At 73.9% G+C, this 17063-nt stretch carries 15 protein-coding genes; 7 read left to right on the top strand and 8 right to left on the bottom strand.

Annotation, left to right across the window (positions count from 1 at the left end; all coding sequences use genetic code 11):
• Window positions 1–328: 328 nt before the first annotated feature.
• Complete coding sequence (locus VFZ92_RS16885; protein ID WP_330876892.1) at window positions 329–1516, bottom strand: ABC transporter permease; 1188 nt, start codon at window positions 1514–1516, stop codon at window positions 329–331.
• Window positions 1513–2424, bottom strand: a complete 912-nt coding sequence (locus tag VFZ92_RS16880) for an ATP-binding cassette domain-containing protein (RefSeq protein WP_330876893.1) — start codon at window positions 2422–2424, stop codon at window positions 1513–1515. The genes VFZ92_RS16885 and VFZ92_RS16880 overlap by 4 nt, the downstream gene beginning before the upstream one ends.
• A 199-nt stretch (window positions 2425–2623) precedes the next feature.
• Between VFZ92_RS16880 and VFZ92_RS16875 the strand changes: the two genes are divergently transcribed.
• From VFZ92_RS16875 to VFZ92_RS16865, 3 genes are read left to right on the top strand one after another with little or no spacing between them, the layout of a single operon-like run.
• Window positions 2624–3067 (top strand): YbaB/EbfC family nucleoid-associated protein, encoded by a 444-nt coding sequence (locus VFZ92_RS16875; RefSeq protein ID WP_330876891.1) that lies wholly within the window; start codon window positions 2624–2626, stop codon window positions 3065–3067.
• A 17-nt stretch (window positions 3068–3084) separates the two neighbouring features.
• Window positions 3085–3393, top strand: coding sequence for a type VII secretion target (locus tag VFZ92_RS16870; protein WP_330876890.1), 309 nt, complete (start codon window positions 3085–3087; stop codon window positions 3391–3393).
• Complete coding sequence (locus VFZ92_RS16865; protein ID WP_330876889.1) at window positions 3390–5129, top strand: hypothetical protein; 1740 nt, start codon at window positions 3390–3392, stop codon at window positions 5127–5129. Before VFZ92_RS16870 ends, VFZ92_RS16865 begins: the two co-directional genes overlap by 4 nt.
• Before the next feature lie 207 nt (window positions 5130–5336).
• On the opposite strand, the gene VFZ92_RS16860 is transcribed toward VFZ92_RS16865, so the two are convergent.
• Window positions 5337–6821 (bottom strand): glycerol-3-phosphate dehydrogenase/oxidase, encoded by a 1485-nt coding sequence (locus VFZ92_RS16860; RefSeq protein WP_330876888.1) that lies wholly within the window; start codon window positions 6819–6821, stop codon window positions 5337–5339.
• Complete coding sequence (locus tag VFZ92_RS16855) at window positions 6818–7390, bottom strand: TetR/AcrR family transcriptional regulator (protein WP_330876887.1); 573 nt, start codon at window positions 7388–7390, stop codon at window positions 6818–6820. Before VFZ92_RS16855 ends, VFZ92_RS16860 begins: the two co-directional genes overlap by 4 nt.
• 16 nt (window positions 7391–7406) lie before the next feature.
• Between VFZ92_RS16855 and VFZ92_RS16850 the strand changes: the two genes are divergently transcribed.
• A complete protein-coding gene (locus tag VFZ92_RS16850) occupies window positions 7407–9032 on the top strand; it encodes an FAD-binding oxidoreductase (RefSeq protein ID WP_330876886.1) in 1626 nt (541 codons plus the stop codon).
• Between the two features lie 9 nt (window positions 9033–9041).
• Entirely contained in the window at window positions 9042–10241 is a 1200-nt protein-coding gene (locus VFZ92_RS16845; RefSeq protein ID WP_330876885.1) for an amidohydrolase, read from the top strand.
• Here VFZ92_RS16845 and VFZ92_RS16840 read toward each other — a convergent pair.
• The 4 genes from VFZ92_RS16840 to VFZ92_RS16825 all read right to left on the bottom strand — a co-directional run bounded on the left by VFZ92_RS16840 (window position 10238) and on the right by VFZ92_RS16825 (window position 13994).
• A complete protein-coding gene (locus tag VFZ92_RS16840; RefSeq protein ID WP_330876884.1) occupies window positions 10238–11254 on the bottom strand; it encodes an NADP-dependent oxidoreductase in 1017 nt (338 codons plus the stop codon). The two genes, VFZ92_RS16845 and VFZ92_RS16840, sit on opposite strands and share 4 nt — an antisense overlap.
• A 140-nt stretch (window positions 11255–11394) precedes the next feature.
• The gene (locus VFZ92_RS16835) at window positions 11395–12147 is read right to left on the bottom strand and encodes a GNAT family N-acetyltransferase (protein ID WP_330876883.1); all 753 of its coding nucleotides are present in this window, start codon (window positions 12145–12147) and stop codon (window positions 11395–11397) included.
• A 12-nt stretch (window positions 12148–12159) separates the two neighbouring features.
• Complete coding sequence (locus VFZ92_RS16830; RefSeq protein ID WP_330876882.1) at window positions 12160–12807, bottom strand: response regulator transcription factor; 648 nt, start codon at window positions 12805–12807, stop codon at window positions 12160–12162.
• On the bottom strand, window positions 12804–13994 hold the full coding sequence (locus VFZ92_RS16825) for a sensor histidine kinase (protein WP_330876881.1): 1191 nt from the start codon (window positions 13992–13994) through the stop codon (window positions 12804–12806). The genes VFZ92_RS16830 and VFZ92_RS16825 overlap by 4 nt, the downstream gene beginning before the upstream one ends.
• Window positions 13995–14154: 160 nt before the next feature.
• On the opposite strand from VFZ92_RS16825, the gene VFZ92_RS16820 reads away from it, so the two are divergent.
• On the top strand, window positions 14155–14844 hold the full coding sequence (locus tag VFZ92_RS16820; RefSeq protein WP_330876880.1) for an ABC transporter ATP-binding protein: 690 nt from the start codon (window positions 14155–14157) through the stop codon (window positions 14842–14844).
• Window positions 14841–17060, top strand: coding sequence for an FtsX-like permease family protein (locus VFZ92_RS16815; protein ID WP_330876879.1), 2220 nt, complete (start codon window positions 14841–14843; stop codon window positions 17058–17060). The genes VFZ92_RS16820 and VFZ92_RS16815 overlap by 4 nt, the downstream gene beginning before the upstream one ends.
• Window positions 17061–17063 lie beyond the last annotated feature (3 nt).

Below are 17063 nucleotides of genomic sequence, written 5' to 3'. Positions count from 1 at the left end.
CCCGCTCTTGGCATTGTCTCCATGGCCGAACACCGTTTGTCAAGGCGGGAAAGATGCCTTGACAAACGGTGTTCGGCCATGAGGGTTTTTGCGGGCGGGGCGGGGTGGGGAGGGGGCCGTGGGGGAGAGGTTGGGGGTGGTGAGGTGGTTGGGCAGGCGGTTCCGGTTGGCTGTGAGCCCCGGTTGGTCCGGGGATGAGTCCACTGCTGGTCGGCCCCAGTGGGGTGGGGGCTCAGTCCCTTGCCGGTTGGCCCCGGTTGGTGCGGTGGCTGAGTCTCTTGCGGTGGCTCGGTGGCTCGGTGGCTCGGGGGTGAGTCCCTTGCTGGTTTTACCTGAGTGCTTCTCGGAGTTTTACTCTTGAGCCTGTCCTCAGTACTGCGTTCGCGTAGATTCTGCCGCCTAGCCAGGTGATCGCTGCTGCTGCCGCTACGGCCAGCGCGATGGCCAGTAGTACCTGCCAGAGCGGGGCTGCTCCGATGGCCATTCTTCCCGGCATGAGGATCGGGGCGAACGGGGGGAGCATCGACAGGATTGTCACCGTGGTGCCCGAGGGGTCCTGGATCAGGAGGTTGATGCCCACCACGAACGCGATGATGATGACCGTGCTGATCGGGGTCACCACCGATTGCAGTTCCTCCTGGCGCGATACCAGTGATGCTGCCGCGGCGAAGATGGTGGCGTACAAGAAGAAGCCCAGCAGGTACCACAGGACGCCTGTCGCGAGTGCGCCGCCTGCTACGCCGGTCAGGTCGATCACGCCCGTGGTCGACGAGAGGATCAGGCCCGTGCCGCCGATCAGGACCAGTTGCAGCAGGCCCACCGCTCCCAGGCCCATCACCTTGCCCAGGAGCAGTTGCCACGGGCGGAGGGTGGCCAGCAGGATTTCCACCACGCGGCTGGACTTCTCCTCGACCACGCCCTGGGCGACCATCGTTCCGTAGACGAGGAGCGAGTAGTAGAGCAGGGCCGCGATGACCAGGCCGATCGCCAGGCGTTGGCCCTGCTGGGAGTCCTCCGGTTCCAGTGCCACCACCGTGACCTTGGCGGCGGCCGTGTTCTTCGCGACCGTGTTCGGGTCCAGGCCCGCTTCCGCCAGCTGGGCGTTGAGGGCCTGCTGCTTCACGATCGTGTCCAGCGCGTTCCGCAGCTCGCTGTTCAGGCTCTCCTTCACGACCACGCGCAGCGCGTCCGGTGCGCCGGTGATCAGCACGTCCAGGTCGCCCTTGCGGACCTGTTCCTCGGCCGCCGCGGGGTCGGTGACGTCGATCGTGGCTACCTCGCGGCCGAACGACTGGGCTGTCTGCCGCAGCGGCTCGGCCAGGACGGTCGACTGGCCGCTCAGGCCCACGGTGCTGCGGTTCGACTGGTCGAACAGGACTGTTTGGAGCAGCACGTACGCGGCCAGCACCGCGACGATCACCAGGGTGCCGATCAGGAACGAGCGGGTGCGGACCTTGCCGAGGAACTCCCTGCGGGCGACCAGGAGCACCGCCCGGCTCGGGCTGAGCCTCGTCATGCCGTTTCCTCCTCGGTCACCACGTTGCGGAACAACTCGGTCAGCGACGGCCGCTGCCTGCTGAACTCCCGGACCGGGCCGGTGGCCAGCGCGGCGTGCAGGACGGCCTGGTCGTCGGCGTCGGGGGAGAGGTCCAGCGTCGTCCGCGTGCCGCGCTCCTCGACCACCCGCACGCCCGGCACGCCAGCCGCCCAGCCGTTCACCGCGCCCGGCGCGTCGACGACCAGGCGGGTCTCGCCGCCCGCGCGCAGCTCGTCCACGGTGCCGCAGGCCACCATCGCTCCACTTCGGACGATCCCGATGCGGTCGCACAGCCGCTCGACCAGGTCGAGCTGGTGGCTGGAGAACACCACGGGCACGCCCGCGGAAGCCTTCTCCCGCAGCACCTGGCTCATCACGTCCACCGCCACCGGGTCGAGGCCGGAGAACGGCTCGTCCAGGACCAGCACGTCCGGCTCGTGCACCAGCGCCGCGGCGAGCTGCACGCGCTGCTGGTTGCCGAGGCTCAGCTTCTGCACCTCGTCGTTGCGGCGGTCGCGCACGCCGAGGCGGGCGATCCAGTTCTCCGCCGACCGGTGCGCGTCGTTGGTCGTCAGGCCGTGCAGCTCGGCCAGGTACACGAGCTGCTCCAGCACCTTCATCTTCGGGTAGAGCCCGCGCTCCTCCGGCATGTAGCCGATCCGACGGCGGGTCTCGAACGTGATGGGTGCTCCATTCCACCTCACCTCGCCCGAATCCGCGGCCAGCACGCCCAGCGCGATCCGCATCGCGGTCGTCTTGCCCGCGCCGTTGCTGCCGACGAACCCGAACAGCTCACCCGCTCGGACCTCGAAGGTCATGTCCCGCAGGGCCACGACCTCGCCGTAGCGCTTGGAGATCCGGTCGATCTCCAGCACCCCCTGAGCCACGGTGCTCTCCTCCTGGTTGGTCACGCCTCGTGCGATCCGCCGGACGGGTGGCATCGAGTGCGGCCGAACGGCTGTATCCCACCACATGTTCCCTGATCCAGAGGATTCCGATGACACGATACGGGTCCGCGGAACCGAAACGGGTCGACCGCGGTCCAACGTGTCGTGGGCGGTAGCCCCAAGTCTCCAAGGGGTGATCATGGAGCCTGACCAGTGGCTCGCTCAGTACGGGCAGAAGATCGACCAGGCCAAGCGGAACGCGGCGCAGGCCGAGACCCAGCTCGGCGGTGTGGGTGGCAGCGCCACCTCGCCGGACGGGCTGATCACGGTCACGGTCAACGCGTCGGGGGCCCTGGAGAACCTCATCCTGCGCCCCGGTGTGCGCGATGTGGACCCCGAGCGGATCGCCAGCGCGGTGCTCGCGGCGTCCAGCCAGGCGCAGCGGGCCGCGGCGGGCCGCGTGGTCGAGATCATGACCGAGTTCGTCGGCGAGAGCCCGGCCCTGGACTTCGTGAAGGCCCAGATGCCGCACGGCTATTCGGGTGACGGAACGGACGAAGCGGAACCGGAGGTCCCCGAGAAGCGTCGGGACACCAGGCCGGACGACGACTACTTCACCAACCCGCCGGAAGTCATGGGCTGAGCAGGGGGTACCTGACGATGTTCGACTCCTTCAACGTGAGTCCGGCCGAGGTTCGGGCGCACGCCACCACCGTGGACCAGTTGAGCCAGCGGATGCTCGCGGCCACCAAGACCGCGGACCCGTCGCTGTCGACCGAGGCCTTCGGGGTGTTCGGCGGCTTCCTCGCCGAGTTCCTGCTGAAGGTCGCGGGCGGGTCGCAGGACATCCTGGGCAAGGCGACCACGTCGGTGAACGACATGGCCATCGGGCTCAAGGAGGTCGCCGACCTCTACGAGGCCATCGACCGGGACAACGCCTTCGGCTTCACCGGAAAGGTCGCGGAATGAACACGCAGACCGCGCAGTCGGGCACCGCGCAGGGCCGCGACCCGTCCAACCTGTTCAAGGACGTGCAGGGCACGGTCTCCGCGGTGGAGCGCGGCGACTGGGTCACCGCGGGGCTCGGCATCGCCAACAGCGCCATGGACATCGTGGGGCTGGCGAGCAACCCGCTGAGCGGCTTCATGTCGGCCGGGTTCAGCTGGGCGATGCAGCACGTGGACTTCCTGCGGGAGCCGTTCGACGCGCTGCTCGGCGACCCGCAGGCGATCGCGAAGATGGCGGAGAGCTGGAAGTCCGCCGGTACGCAGGTGTCCTCCATCGCGGGGGACTACAAGCGCAGCGCCGTCGAGCAGACGCGCGGCTGGCAGGGGCGCACGGCCGACGCCTACCGCGGGGCCGCGGGCAACCACGCGACCGGGCTGGAGACGCTGTCCAAGGCCTGCGCCGGGATCTCCGGCGCGGTGGCCGGGGCCGGTCAGCTCGTGGGCACCGTCCGCAAGATGATCATGGACCTGATCTCCGACGCCGTGTCCAAGATGGTCATGAAGATCATCCAGTGGCTCACGGCGTCGACCTTCACCTTCGGCGCGGCCATCGGTGCGGCCATCGCGGACATCGTGACGATGGCGTGCAACTACGCGAAGAAGCTGTCGGACTTCCTGTCCAAGCTTGCGTCCTCGCTGACGAAGCTGATGAACCTGGTGAAGCAGGTCGCCTCCGTCGCGCAGACGGCGAAGCAGATCGTCGACGCGATCACGGCCATGAGCCACAAGGGCGCCGCGGGCGGTGGTGCGGGTGGCGGACCGACCAGCAACCGGCCATCCGCGGGCGGACTGGGGATGAACCAGGGCCAGGTCGACCAGCTCCGGCAGCAGGCCGACGGGCGGTACACGAACCCCGGCTCGTCCGGTGCCGGGACCGGCACGACCGGGACCAGCGGTTCGGCCGGCGGCCAGGTCGCGGCACCCCCGACGGTTCCGGGCGCCGGGCACTGGGAGCCCGGTCGGTGGGTGTCCGACGCGCCCGCCGCGTCCGGCGGCGCGGTCGCCCAGCCCCCGGTCGTGGGCGGGCCGGGGGGCGGCTACCCCGGTTACGGGGGCACGCCCTCCGGATCCGGCGGCCAGCCCGTCCGACCGGGCTACACGCCTCCTCCCGGTGTGCCCGGCGTGCCGGGGTTCACCCCGTCTCCCGGTGTGCCCGGCTACCCGCCCGTTCCCGGTGCGCCGGGGTTCCCGTCGGGCTCCACGTCCTCCCCCGGTGCGCCCGGCCACACCCCCTCCCCCGGGACGCCGGGGTTCACGCCCGCCTTCACACCCCCTCCGGGGACGGCCGGTGACGTGCACACGACCGCCAGCAAGCCCGGTGGCCTCGGCCCGCTCCCCGGTGGAGGGGGCGGTGGGTTCTCCGGCGGTGGCGGTGGCTTCTCCGGTGGTGGTGCCGCCGGGCTCGCCACCGCGAGCGGTGCCGGTGGTGGTGGCGCCGGTGGGGCCATGCAGCCCGGTGGCGCGACCGGGATCCTCCCGACCGGGACGTCGGGGTCCGCGGCCGTCGGTGGCGGCGGTGCCGGTGGTGGCGGTGGCGGCGGCGCGCACGGTGGCGGCGTCGGCGGCGGCATGATGGGCGGTGCGCCCATGGGGGCCGGACAGGGCGGCGGTGGCAAGGACCACCAGCGCAAGGTCCGGCTCGAAGGCGACGAGCTGATGGAGGCCCCCAAGGCCGCCAAGCCGGTCATCGGGGAGTAATGCCCCAGAGGTGAACACCGGTGTCCGTGCGCCCTCCGCCAGGCGGAGGGCGCACGGACACCAGCGCCGTGGCTGGCGGCCCCCGTCCTTCGGCGCCGGCCGCCAGCGCTGCGGCTGGCAGCCCCGCCCTTCGGCGCGGGCCGCCGTCACGGTCGCCAGTGCCGTGGTCAACGGCCCTGCCCTTCGGCGCGGGCCGCCGTCACGGCTCTACTCCTGTTCCGCCAGCAGGTCCGCGACGGCCGCTTCCGCCGCTCGTCGTTCTGCCCGCACCAGCCCGATCCTCGTCCGCCGGTCCAGGACGTCGTCGACGGTCAGCGCGCCCTCGTGCCGCGCGGCCCAGAGGACCTCGGCCGCGGTGACGTCGCGCGAGACCGGCTCCGGCCTGTTCAGGGCGACCAGTGCCGCCGATTCGGTGCCGTACCTGGACTTCAGCCGCTGCGGCGCGGTCACGGGACCGCCCGTCGCGCCGACCAGGGGCAGGTTCGCGGTGCGGCACGGGCCCGCCGAGAGGTGGTGCCGCCGCACCGCCGCGGTCACGGCGTCCTCCGCCATCCTCCGGTAGGTGGTGAGCTTGCCGCCCACCACCGTGAGCACGCCGTCCGACGACATGAGCACGGCGTGCTTGCGCGACAGGTCCGCGCCCCTGTCCCCGACGTCCGCCAGCAGCGGGCGCAGGCCCGCGAAGCTGCCCAGCACGTCCCGCGGGCCCAGTTCCCGTTCCAGCACCGAGGAAACGACGCCCAGCAGGAAGTCCACATCGGACTGCGGGACGTCCGGGACGTCGGGAACGGGCCCGTCCACCAGTTCGTCGGTCAGGCCCACGTAGACCCTGCCGTTCTCCTGGGGCAGCACGAGGGCGTACCGGTTGCGCTCGCCGGGGACCGGCACGGTCAGCGCGGTGTCGCGGACGCCCGCCGTCGCGGCGTCGAGGACCAGGTGCGAGCCGCGGGAAGGGCGCAGGTCGATCCGGTCCACGAGCGTGCCCGCCCAGACGCCGGTGGCGTTGACGACCGCGCGGGCGCGGACCTCGAAGGTCGTGCCGGTCGTGGTGTCCACGGCCTCCGCGCCGCCGCCGGTCAGGGTGGTGACCTTCGCCCTGGTGAGGACGCGGGCGCCCAGGCCCGCGGCGGTGCGGGCGAGCGCGACCACGAGGCGGGCGTCGTCGGTGAGCTGGCCGTCGTAGCCGAGGAGCCCGCCGCGCAGGTCCGCGCGGCGCAGTCCGGGGACCAGCGCCAGCGCCTCGGCCCCAGGGATCCGGCGCGGGGCGGGGAGCAGCGCGCTCGGGGTGCGGGCCGTCCGGCGCAGGGCGTCGCCCGCGCGCAGGCCCGCCATGACGATCGAACCCCGGTCGCCGCCGTGCAGCGGCACGAGCTGCGGCAGGGCTCGCACCAGGTGGGGGGCGGTGCGGGTCATCAGGATGCCGCGTTCCACCGCGCTCTCGCGCGCCAGCCCGAGGTCGCCGTGGGCCAGGTAGCGCAGGCCGCCGTGCACGAGCTTGCTCGACCAGCGGGACGTGCCGAAGGCGAGGTCGTGCGCCTCCAGCAGGCACACGGACAGGCCGCGCGCCGCCGCGTCCAGCGCCACGCCCGCGCCGGTGACGCCGCCGCCGACGACGAGGAGGTCCACCACCTCGCCGCCCGCGAGCGCGGCCAGCTCCCTCGCCCTGCGGGCGGCGTTCAGCGAGGTGCTCACGTCAGCGCCGCGTCGAGGTAGCGGGCCAGCTCGTCGACGAGGTCGTCGAAGTCGAGGTCCGTGGTGGCCGGGCGGACGGACAGGACCAGGGCCTGCGTGGTCAGCAGGACCAGCCTGGCCTGCGCCCTCGGGTCGCCCCGGCGGACCGAGCCGTCCTGGTGGCCCGCGCGGAGCTGGTCGACGAGGAACCGCTCGACCAGCCGCTGCGTGCTGCCCAGGCGTTCCACGAGGTACGGGAGCATGAGTTCCGCGTCCAGGTCCAGCACGCGGCGCATGAGCGCGTTGCCCGCCAGCAGGCGGATGGCCGCGGTGGCGTGGCCGACCAGGCGCTCGCGGGCGTTGCCGGGTGCCTGATCGTGCTCCACGCCGTGCAGCAGCGCGGTGAACTCCCTGGTCATGAGGGTTCTGACCAGCGCGCTGACGTCGGGGAAGCGGCGGTAGAGGGTCATGCGGCTGACACCGGCCCGCTTCGCCACGTCGGTGAGGGTCGTGCGTCGTACGCCGACCTCCACCACGCAGTCGCGGGCGGCGTCCAGCAGGTCGTCATCAGTGTGACGTTGAGACGTCATGTGTAACACTGTACCCATGGGAGAGCGCATCGACCAGAACCTGCGTGGCGGCTGGAGCCCGGCCGGGGGCGTGCTGCCGCCGCACGCGCTGACGTGGCTCGGCGGCCGGATCGGGCTGCGGCCCCGGCGCACGCCCGCCGCGCCCGACTCGGCGCTGGAGGTGCCCGCGTCGGCGCTGCCCGAGGCCGCGCGCGACGCCCTCGGAGCGGTCGTGGGCGCCGGGCACGTGCGGCTGGACCGGGCCTCCCGGCTCGGTCGCGCGGGCGGGCTGTCCTACGTGGACCTGCTGCGCCACCGGGCCGGTGGGGAGCTGGCCGCGCCGGACGCGGTGGTGCTGCCCGGATCGCCGGAGCAGGTGGTGGCGGTGCTCGCGCTGTGCGTCGAGCACGACGTGGCCGTGGTGCCGTTCGGCGGTGGCACGTCCGTCGTCGGCGGCGTCGCCGCGCTGCGCGGGGACAAGGCCGCCGTGGTGGCGCTGGACCTCGGACGGCTGGACCGGCTGGTGTCGGTCGACCCGGTGTCGCGGATCGCGGTGCTCCAGGCCGGGGTCACCGCGCCCGAGGCCGAACGGCTGCTGGCGCCGCACGGGCTGACGGTGGGCCACGTGCCGCAGTCGTTCGAGCGGGCGACCATCGGCGGGTTCGCCGCCACCCGGTCCGCCGGGCAGGCGTCGTCCGGGTACGGGCGGTTCGAGGACATGGTCGAGGGGGTCCGGGTCGCCACGCCCGCCGGGGAGTGGGTGCTGGGAGCCGCGCCCGCCTCCGCCGCGGGGCCCGACCTGCGGCAGCTCGTGGTGGGCAGCGAGGGCGCGTTCGGGGTGATCACCGAGGTGTCGCTGCGGGTGCGGCCGAAGCCCGCGGTGGAGCGGTACGAGGGGTTCGTCGTCGACGGCTGGGAGGCCGGGCAGGCCGTGGTGCGGGCGCTGGCGCAGGCGCGGGTGCTCGCCGACGTGACGCGGCTGTCCGACGAGGACGAGACCGAGGTGTCGCTCGCGCTGGCGGGCGGGGTCAAGGCGGCGGCCGTGCGCGCGTACCTGAAGGCGCGCGGCGTGCGGCGGCCGTGCCTGCTGGTCCTGGGCTGGCACGGCGGGTCCTCGCGGGAGGTGCTGGCGCGGCGGGCCGCGACGCTGCGGCTCGTCAGCGGGGCCGTGCGGCTGGGCACGGCGATGGGCGAGGCGTGGCGGCACGGGCGGTTCAACGGCCCGCGGCAGCGCGACGTGCTGCTCGACGTCGGCGTGTGCGTGGAGACGCTGGAGACCGCCGCCCACTGGTCGCGCCTGACCGAGCTGCGGGACGCCGTCCGGCACGCGCTGCGCGACGCGCTCGGGAACGCCGTGGTGATGTGCCACGTGTCCCACGCCTACGAGACCGGGGCGTCGCTGTACTTCACCGTGCTCGCGCCGAGGGACGCCGACGACCCGGTGGGGCAGTGGACGGTCGCCAAGGCCGCGGCCAGCGAGGCCATCGCCGGGCTGGGGACCATCAGCCACCACCACGCGGTGGGCGTGGACCACGCGCCGTACCTGGAGGCCGAGATCGGCGGGCTCGGCGTGGACGTGCTCGCCGCCGTCAAGCACGCGCTCGACCCCACCGGTGTGCTCAACCCCGGCAAGCTCATCCCGTCCGAGCGGTTCCGGGGTTAGCCTCTGGCGATGACCGGTGACCTGCTCATCCGTTCCGTGCGGCCCTGGCCGGGCGGGCCAGACGTGCCCGAGGTCGACGTCCTGTGCCTGGCGGGCGTGGTGTCGTCCGTCGGCACGGGGCTCGCCCCGTCCGCCGGGGTGCCCGAGGTCGACGGGAGGGGCGGGGTGCTGCTGCCGTCGTTCACCGACGCGCACGCGCACCTGGACTCGACGCGGCTCGGCCTGCCCTTCCGCCCCCACAGCGCGGGCGCCGGGCTGGCGGAGCTGGTCGACAACGACCGGCGGAACTGGCGGTCGGCCGAGCAGGACGTGGCCACGCGCGCCACGTTCACCCTCGGCCGGACCATCGCGGGCGGGGCCACGTTCGTGCGCAGCCACGCGCAGGTGGACGCGGACTCCGGGCTGGAGCGGCTGGAGGGCGTGCTGGCGGCGCGGGAGGCCCACGCCGCGCGGGCGTCCGTGCAGGTGGTGGCGTTCCCGCAGTGCGGGGTCCTGCGCGACAAGGGCACGGCCGACCTGCTGGAGGCCGCGCTGCGCGCGGGCGCCGACCTCGTCGGCGGCCTGGACCCGGCGGGCTACGACCGCGATCCGGTGCGGCACCTGGACGTCGTGTTCGGGCTGGCGGACAAGCACCAGCGCGGGGTCGACGTGCACCTGCACGACGCGGGGTCGCTCGGCGCGTTCCAGGTCGAGCTGATCTGCGAGCGGACCGCCGCGCTGGACATGCGCGGCGACGTGACGATCAGCCACTGCTTCGCGCTGTCCACCGTGGACGACGACCGGCGGCGGCAGCTCGTGGAGGCGCTGGCGGAGAACGACATCGCGGTCACGACCGTGGCTCCCGGCGTGCGGGACCCGCTGCCGCTGCGGCAGTTGCGCTGGGAGGGCGTGCGCGTCGGGCTCGGGCAGGACGGGATGCGCGACTACTGGTCGCCCTACGGCAACGGCGACATGCTCGACCGCACGTGGCAACTGGCCTACCGCAACGGGTTCCGCGACGACTCGCTGATCGAGATGTGCGTGGACGTCGCCACCCGCGGCGGTGCGGCCGTGCTGGGCGAGACCGGGCACGGCATCACCGAGGGATCGCGGGCGGACCTGGTCGTCGTGCCCGGCGACTCCGTGGCGGCCGCCGTGATGGACCGCGCCCCGCGCACCCTCGTCGTGCACGAGGGGCGCGTGGTCGCGGCCGGCGGGGAACTGCTCTAGGCGAGCTTGACCAGCATCTTGCCGGTGTTCTCGCCGCGCAGCATGCCCACGAACGCGGACGGGGCCTTGGCGACGCCGCCCTCGACCACCGTCTCGGTGTAGTGCAGCTTGCCCTCGGCGATCCAGCCGCCGACCTCGCGCACGAACTCGTCGCGCAGGTCGCCGTGGTCGTTGGCGAGCATCCCGCGCAGCGTCAGGCGCTTGCCGATCGCGGCGGCCAGGTTCCTCGGGCCGGGGACGGACTTGTCGTTGTACTGGGAGATCGCGCCGCACAGCACCACGCGGCCGAACGTGCGGAGCAGCGTGATGGCGGCTTCGAGGTGCTCGCCGCCCACGTTGTCGAAGTAGAGGTCGATGCCCTCGGGGGCGAGTTCGGCCAGGTGCTTGACGACCGGCCCCTCGTCCTTGTAGTTGAACGCGGCGTCGAAGCCCAGGTCCTCCACCAGGTGCTTGACCTTCTCGGCCGACCCCGCGCTGCCGATGACCTTCGACGCGCCGCGCAGCTTGGCGACCTGGCCGACGATCGCGCCCACCGCACCGGCCGCGCCGGAGACGAAGACGACGTCGCCCTCCTTGAACTCGCCGACCCGCAGCAGGCCCGCGTAGGCGGTGATGCCGGGCATCCCGAGCACGCCGAGGTAGGCGCTGATCGGGGCCACGTCGGGGTCGACCCGCACGGCGTGGTCCGCGCCGAGGGTCGAGTACTCGCGCCAGCCCTGTCCGTGCAGGACGGTGTCGCCGACCTGGAACTCGGGGGAGTTCGAGACCACGACCTCGCCGACGGCGCCGCCGTCGAGCACCTGCCCGATCTGGAACGGCGGCACGTAGGACTTGACGTCGTTCATCCGGCCGCGCATGTACGGGTCGACGCTCATGCAGAGGTTGCGCACCAGGATCTCGCCCTCGGCGGGATGGCGGACCTCGACCTCGGCCACCGTGAAGTTCTCCTCGGTCGGGTACCCGTCGGGGCGGGACGCGAGGTGGATCTCCAGTGCGGTGTTCGGGACGGTCATGGGTGCGGCCTTTCTCCTGTTTTACGGAACTGCGCCGTTTCGTAGTTGACCCAGGGGTCAACGCCTCCAGCGTGCACCGGTGTTCCCGGTTCCGCAGAACCCGAGTGTGACGCCGTGCACGGGACGCTGGACACCCCTAGTCACCCCCGTAGCGCGGCCGCCACCTCCGACGCCAGCAGGACCGTCACACCCCGGTAGGCGAACCCCAGCCCCTGGTACGCGGCGATGGCCGCCGCGTTGCCGCTGTCGACCATCAGGGCGCACGCCGGGTGCCGCTCCAGCAGGTCGTGCACGACGAACGAGCACAGCGCCCGCGACAGGCCGCGCCTGCGGAAGTCCGGGTGCGTCGCCACACCGCCGACGAAGCCGACGTGCGGCGCGCTCCACGCCTCCGCGCCCACCGCCACCAGCTCACCGTCCACGAACGAGCCCGCCCAGCGCAGCGCGCCCGGTTCGCGCGGCAGCACGTACGCGTGCGGGTTCACCTTGCGCAGCAGCGCCTCCGCCGCGTCCAGCTCGTCCTCGCGCAGCCAGCGCACGCCGGGCTCGGGGGCGAGGTGGCCGGTGCGCTCCATCCAGCCGAAGCCCGCCCACACCACGTGGTCGGGCAGCAGCGCCAGCACGGCGGGAGCCAGGTCGGTGGGCACGAGCGGCCGCAGCGCCGGGCCGTGACCCCGGTCGCGCAGGATCGCGGCGACGCCCTCGGGCGGACCGGCGAGCACCAGGCGGTCGTTCCGGTTCAGGGCGGGGGCGAGCACGCCGACCGCGCCGCCGTGCTCCCACGCGCCGCCGCCCGGCGCCACGTGGTCGGGCAGCAGGGCCTGGGCCGCCCAGCGGACGAGCGGGTCGGGGCTGGCGGCGGCGACGTCGGCGGGGGAGCGGAGGACACGCATGCCCGCATCAGATCAGGAGAGCAGACCCGAACGCCAAGCCCAGGAGGCGATCTCCACGCGGTTGCGGGCCCCCAGCTTGCCCTGCACGGACGCGAGGTGCGTCTTGACCGTGGACAGCGAGAGGAACAGCGCCGCGCCGATCTCGGCGTTCGTGGAGCCCTTCGCGACCTCGCGCACGACGTCCAGCTCGCGCTCGGTCAGGTTCTCGGTCCGCCGGTCCGCGACCGGGCCCGACTGGGTGAAGTGCGACAGCATCCGCACGGTGATCTGCGGCGAGATCAGCGCGTCACCGCGCACCGCCGCCCGCACGGCCTCGACCAGCAGCGCCGGACCCGCGTCCTTGAGCAGGAACCCGCTCGCACCCGTGCTCAGCGCCGTGTGCACGTACTCGTCCAGGTCGAACGTCGTCACCACGACGACCTTCACCGGGTCCGCCACACCGGGGCCGGTGAGCTGGCGGGTGACCTCCAGGCCGTCGATGCCGGGCATCCGGATGTCCACCAGGCACACGTCCGGGCGCAGCTCGCGCGCCTTGGCGACGGCGGAGACGCCGTCCGGCACGTCCGCGACCACCTCGATGTCCCCCTGGTGCTCCAGGATCATCCGGAACCCGATCCGCACCATCTCCTGGTCGTCGGCGATCAGGACCCGGATCGTCATCGTGCGCCCCCCTCGACCGGCAGCTCGGCCAGCACCTGCCAGCCGCGGACCCCCGTGGGCCCCGCCGAGAACAGGCCGCCGAGCAGCTCCACCCGTTCCCGCATGCCGATCAGACCGTAGCCGCCCGAGCCCCCGACCGGCTCGACGGGCAGGCCGGTGCCGTCGTCGTGCACCCTGAGCCGCACGTTCCCGTCCGATGTGGACAGCTCGACGCCGACCGCCGTCGCGTCGCGGGCGTGCTTCTGCACGTTCGTCAGCGACTCCTGCACCAGCCGCAGGATCGAGCGCGCCACCTCCGGCGGGACCGGTCGCGGCAGGGCCATCGCCAGCCGCACGGGCGTGCCGAACTCGCGGGCCTGCTCCACCACGGCCCGCACGTCCGCCTCCAGGTCCGTCGTCGCCACGTCCGCCGAGCCGACCCGCGACCCCTCGTCGCGCAGCGTCCCCACCAGCCTGCGCATGGCCGTCAGCGCGTCGCTGCCGCTGCGCGCGATGCCCGGCAGCAGCCGGTGCGCGGCGAGCGGGTCCGCGTCCGCCACGGTCAGCGCGGCCTGCGCCTGCACCACGATCCCCGTCACGTGGTGCGCGACCACGTCGTGCAGCTCGCGGGCCAGCGCGATCCGCTCCTCCTGCTGCGCGGCCGACACGGCCACGTGGATCGACCGCTCGCGGTCCTCGTCACGCGCCCGGAAGTAGAGGCCCGTGCCGACCGCCAGCGCCAGCAGCATCGCCGTGGGGAACACGGTCGCCGGGTCGACGACGCTGTACGACGGCGTCGTGTCGCGGGTCGTCGCCGCGTAGACGGCCGCGGCGACCATCACGGCCACCGAGACCGCGGACTGCTCACCGGGGCGCTGCCGCACCACCACGGCGGTGATCATCATGCAGGCCAGCGTCTCGGTGGGCGACAGGGGGCTGAAGTACGCCATCGTGTCCGCGCCGAGCAGGTTCGCCCACCACGTGGTCAGCAGCACGGACCCGGCGGCCCCGATCGCCGCCGCCACCGGCTTGCGCAGGGAGAGCACGGCGAACACGCACGTCAGCGCCGTCGGCGCCCAGGCGAACAGCGCGCGGTAACCCTCGTAGCGGAACAGCGCCACCTCGAAGGCCAGCACCACCGCGAACAGTCCGGCCACTGGCCACAGGCCCTGCGTCCGCGCCCGCCCACGGGCCAGTAGTCCGTCCACGCCGGACACGCTACGACCAGGGCGAGCGCGCCGCCGTCGGCCGATCGGCCACCACCCGTCTCGGTCATCCGGCCGATGGCGCCCGCCCTGTCGGCCGAAGTGCGGGACGCGGACCCACCGCCACCCTGGTCAGGCAGTCGCGACGAGCAGGAGGCAGACGGTGACCCAGTTCGAGGACCACCCGGTACTGGCGGGCAGGGGCCTGGTCAAGCGGTACGGGGAGGTGCACGCGCTCGACGGGGTCGACATCACGGTGCGGGCCGGTGACGTGGTCGCGATCGTGGGGCCGTCCGGCTCCGGCAAGTCCAGCCTGCTGCACGTGCTGTCCGGGGTGCTGCCCGCCGACGGCGGCGAGGTGTTCCTGAGCGGCAAGCCGATCACGACCCTGGGCGAGACCCGGCGCAGCCTGCTGCGCCGCAGCGCGTTCGGGTTCGTGTTCCAGTCCGGGCTGCTGGTCGCGGAGCTGACCGCCGAGGAGAACGCCGCGCTGCCGCTGCTGCTGGGCGGTGTCGCCCGCGCCGAGGCCATCGGCGCGGCCCGCGAGTGGCTGACCAGGCTCGGGCTCGACGGCCTGCATCGGCGGCGGCCCGGCGAGCTGTCCGGCGGGGAGGCCCAGCGGGTCGCCATCGCCAGGGCGCTGGTCCACCGGCCGAGGGTGGTGTTCGCCGACGAGCCGACCGGCGCGCTGGACACCCGCACCGGCCAGGAGGTGGTGACCTCGCTGCTGGACGCCGCGCGACAGACCGGAGCCGCGGTCGTCGTCGTGACCCACGACCAGGCCGTCGCCTCCCGCGCGCAGCGGATCGTGGAGCTGCGCGACGGCCGCACCAGCCCGGTGGCGGCGGCGTGAACCCCGTCCGCCTCGCGGTCACCGTCCTGCGGGCCGACCCCCGCAGCCGGGTGTCCGCCCTGCTCGTCGCGATCGGGGTCGCGCTGGGCGTCGTGCTGGTGCTGTGGCTGCTGGCCGCGCCGGACGCCCTGCGGGGGCGGGCGGAGCGGGAGAGCTGGAGGGGCAGCTCCTCCGCGCTCGGCGCGGACGACCCCCGCGCGGCAGTCGTGGTCGCGCACAACCGCGACGAGCTCGGCGACCGGCTGGTGGAGCGGTTCGACGTGGCGGCGCTGCGCCCAGGGGTCCCCGCCGCGCCGGGCATCCCGTTCGTGCCCGGTCCCGGCGAGGTGCTGCTGTCACCCGCGCTGGCGGACCTCGACACCGGGGACCGCTTCGCGGGCAAGGTGATCGGCTCCCTCGGCGAGGAGGCGCTGAAGCACCCGGACGAGCTGGTCGCCGTCATCGGCCACGAACCCGGCTCCCTGTACGGCTTCTACCGCCCGGACCTGCTCCGCCCGGCGGTGGTGGACACCAGCGACGACCTGCTCCACCTGCTCACCCGCATCGGCCTGGTCGTGCTCGTCGTGCCGTGCCTGGTGCTCGTGGCGTCCGCCGCCCGCCTCACCGCGGCCCGCCGCGAACGCAGGCTCGCCGCGCTGCGGCTGGCCGGGGCGACACCGGGCCAGGTGGTCGCGACGACCGCAGCCGAGACCGCGTTCGCCGCCGTCGTCGGCAGCGCGCTCGGCGTGCTGGCCTCGATCCCGCTGCGCCACCTCACCGCGCGCATCCCGTGGGACGGCGGCACGTGGCTGCCGGACGACTTCACCGCGAGCCCTCCCGTCGTGGTGCTGGTGGCCGTGCTCGCCCCGGTCCTCGTCGTCGGGGCGGCCGTCCTCGGCCTGCGCCGGGTCGTGACCCGCCCGCTCGGAGCGGCGGAGCGGCACCGCACCCAGGGGCCGAGCCCGGTGCGCCTCGGCCTGCTCGTGGCCGCGGGGGCCGTGTTCTCCCTCGGGCTCGGCGCGCACGCCGACCACGGTCCGACGACCGTCCTCATCGGACTCGCGGCGGTCGCGGTCGCGCTGGTGCTCGTCGGACCGCTGGTGACCGCGGCGGTCGGCAGGCTCTTCACCGGCGCTTGGCGCTCCCCCTCCACGCTGCTCGCGGGCCGACGGCTCAGCGACGACCCGAAGGCGGCGTTCCGCAGCGCCGCTGGCGTCGTGCTCGCCGTGTTCACCGCCTCGATGGCGCTGGTGGTGTTCCCCGCGCTGGAGGGGCGGATCGAGCGCAGCGACGGCACGTGGCACGACGACGTGCTCGTGGCGGAACTCGTCGGCGGCGGCTCCGACCAGGTCGCGACCCTGCGCGCCGAGCTGGACCGGCGCGGTGTCACCGGGGCCGTCGTGCCGATGGCCACCGGCTACGCGACCCTCGCCGACCACCCCGAGGAGGCGGGCGCCGACGTGCTCATCGCCCCCTGCCGGGAGGCCGCGAAGGTGCTCGCCGCCCTCGACGACGGCGCCTGCCAGGCGGCCCCGATGGTCTACGCGCCCGAGTGGGAGGTGGACCGCCTCCGGGGCGGGGCCACGATCACCCTCAGCACCCGCGACCCGGCGACCTCGCTGGAGATGCCCCCGAACCTGCCGGTGCGCGTCTACCGGGTCACCTCGGGGCGCTCCTACGTCTTCGTCGACCCCGCCCTGATCCCCGGCCCGGCCGCGGCGCCGACCAGCGTCGCCGTCGTGACCGACGCGGGCAACCGCGCCTCGGTGCGGAACGCCATGCTGCGCTCGTTCCCCGGAGCGGCCGTCGTGAGCAACCGCAAGGTCGACCTGCGGGCCGACGCGCTGAGCGAGGACCTGGTGCGCGCCACCGCCATCGGCCTGGCCATCGCCACGGCGCTCGGCGCGGTCAGCGCCACCGTCGCGGCGGCCGGCTCGGTGCTCGACCGCCGCCGCGCGTTCGCCGCCCTCGTCGCCGCAGGGACCCCGGTCCGGGTGCTCGCACGGGCGCTGCGCGCGGAGGTCGTGCTGCCGGTGCTGCTCGCCACGCTCGGGGCGGGACTGGCCGGGGCCGCCGTGGGAGCGGGCCTGACGACCATCACCGGGGGACGGGACGTCGTGCTCACCCCGTGGCTCGCCGCGCCGATCGCGCTGGGGGTGGTCGTCGCGCTGGTGGCCGCGGCCGCGTGCGCGCCGGTGCTGCGCACGGTGACCGCGGTGTCCCGTTCGGACGGGTGAGGC

The organism is Umezawaea sp. (genome assembly GCF_036375055.1).
Lineage (GTDB): Bacteria > Actinomycetota > Actinomycetes > Mycobacteriales > Pseudonocardiaceae > Umezawaea.
The sequence above is the reverse complement of the archived record's forward strand: the minus strand, read 5'-3'. Positions and strand labels throughout refer to the sequence as shown.

Bases quoted from the DNA above. Each gene is read 5' to 3' on its own strand.
- VFZ92_RS16885 (WP_330876892.1), bottom strand. From the start codon at position 1,516: ATGACGAGGCTCAGCCCGAGCCGGGCGGTGCTCCTGGTCGCCCGCAGG.
- VFZ92_RS16875 (WP_330876891.1), top strand. From the start codon at position 2,624: ATGGAGCCTGACCAGTGGCTCGCTCAGTACGGGCAGAAGATCGACCAG.
- VFZ92_RS16870 (WP_330876890.1), top strand. From the start codon at position 3,085: ATGTTCGACTCCTTCAACGTGAGTCCGGCCGAGGTTCGGGCGCACGCC.
- VFZ92_RS16865 (WP_330876889.1), top strand. From the start codon at position 3,390: ATGAACACGCAGACCGCGCAGTCGGGCACCGCGCAGGGCCGCGACCCG.
- VFZ92_RS16855 (WP_330876887.1), bottom strand. From the start codon at position 7,390: ATGACGTCTCAACGTCACACTGATGACGACCTGCTGGACGCCGCCCGC.
- VFZ92_RS16850 (WP_330876886.1), top strand. From the start codon at position 7,407: ATGGGAGAGCGCATCGACCAGAACCTGCGTGGCGGCTGGAGCCCGGCC.
- VFZ92_RS16845 (WP_330876885.1), top strand. From the start codon at position 9,042: ATGACCGGTGACCTGCTCATCCGTTCCGTGCGGCCCTGGCCGGGCGGG.
- VFZ92_RS16840 (WP_330876884.1), bottom strand. From the start codon at position 11,254: ATGACCGTCCCGAACACCGCACTGGAGATCCACCTCGCGTCCCGCCCC.
- VFZ92_RS16835 (WP_330876883.1), bottom strand. From the start codon at position 12,147: ATGCGTGTCCTCCGCTCCCCCGCCGACGTCGCCGCCGCCAGCCCCGAC.
- VFZ92_RS16830 (WP_330876882.1), bottom strand. From the start codon at position 12,807: ATGACGATCCGGGTCCTGATCGCCGACGACCAGGAGATGGTGCGGATC.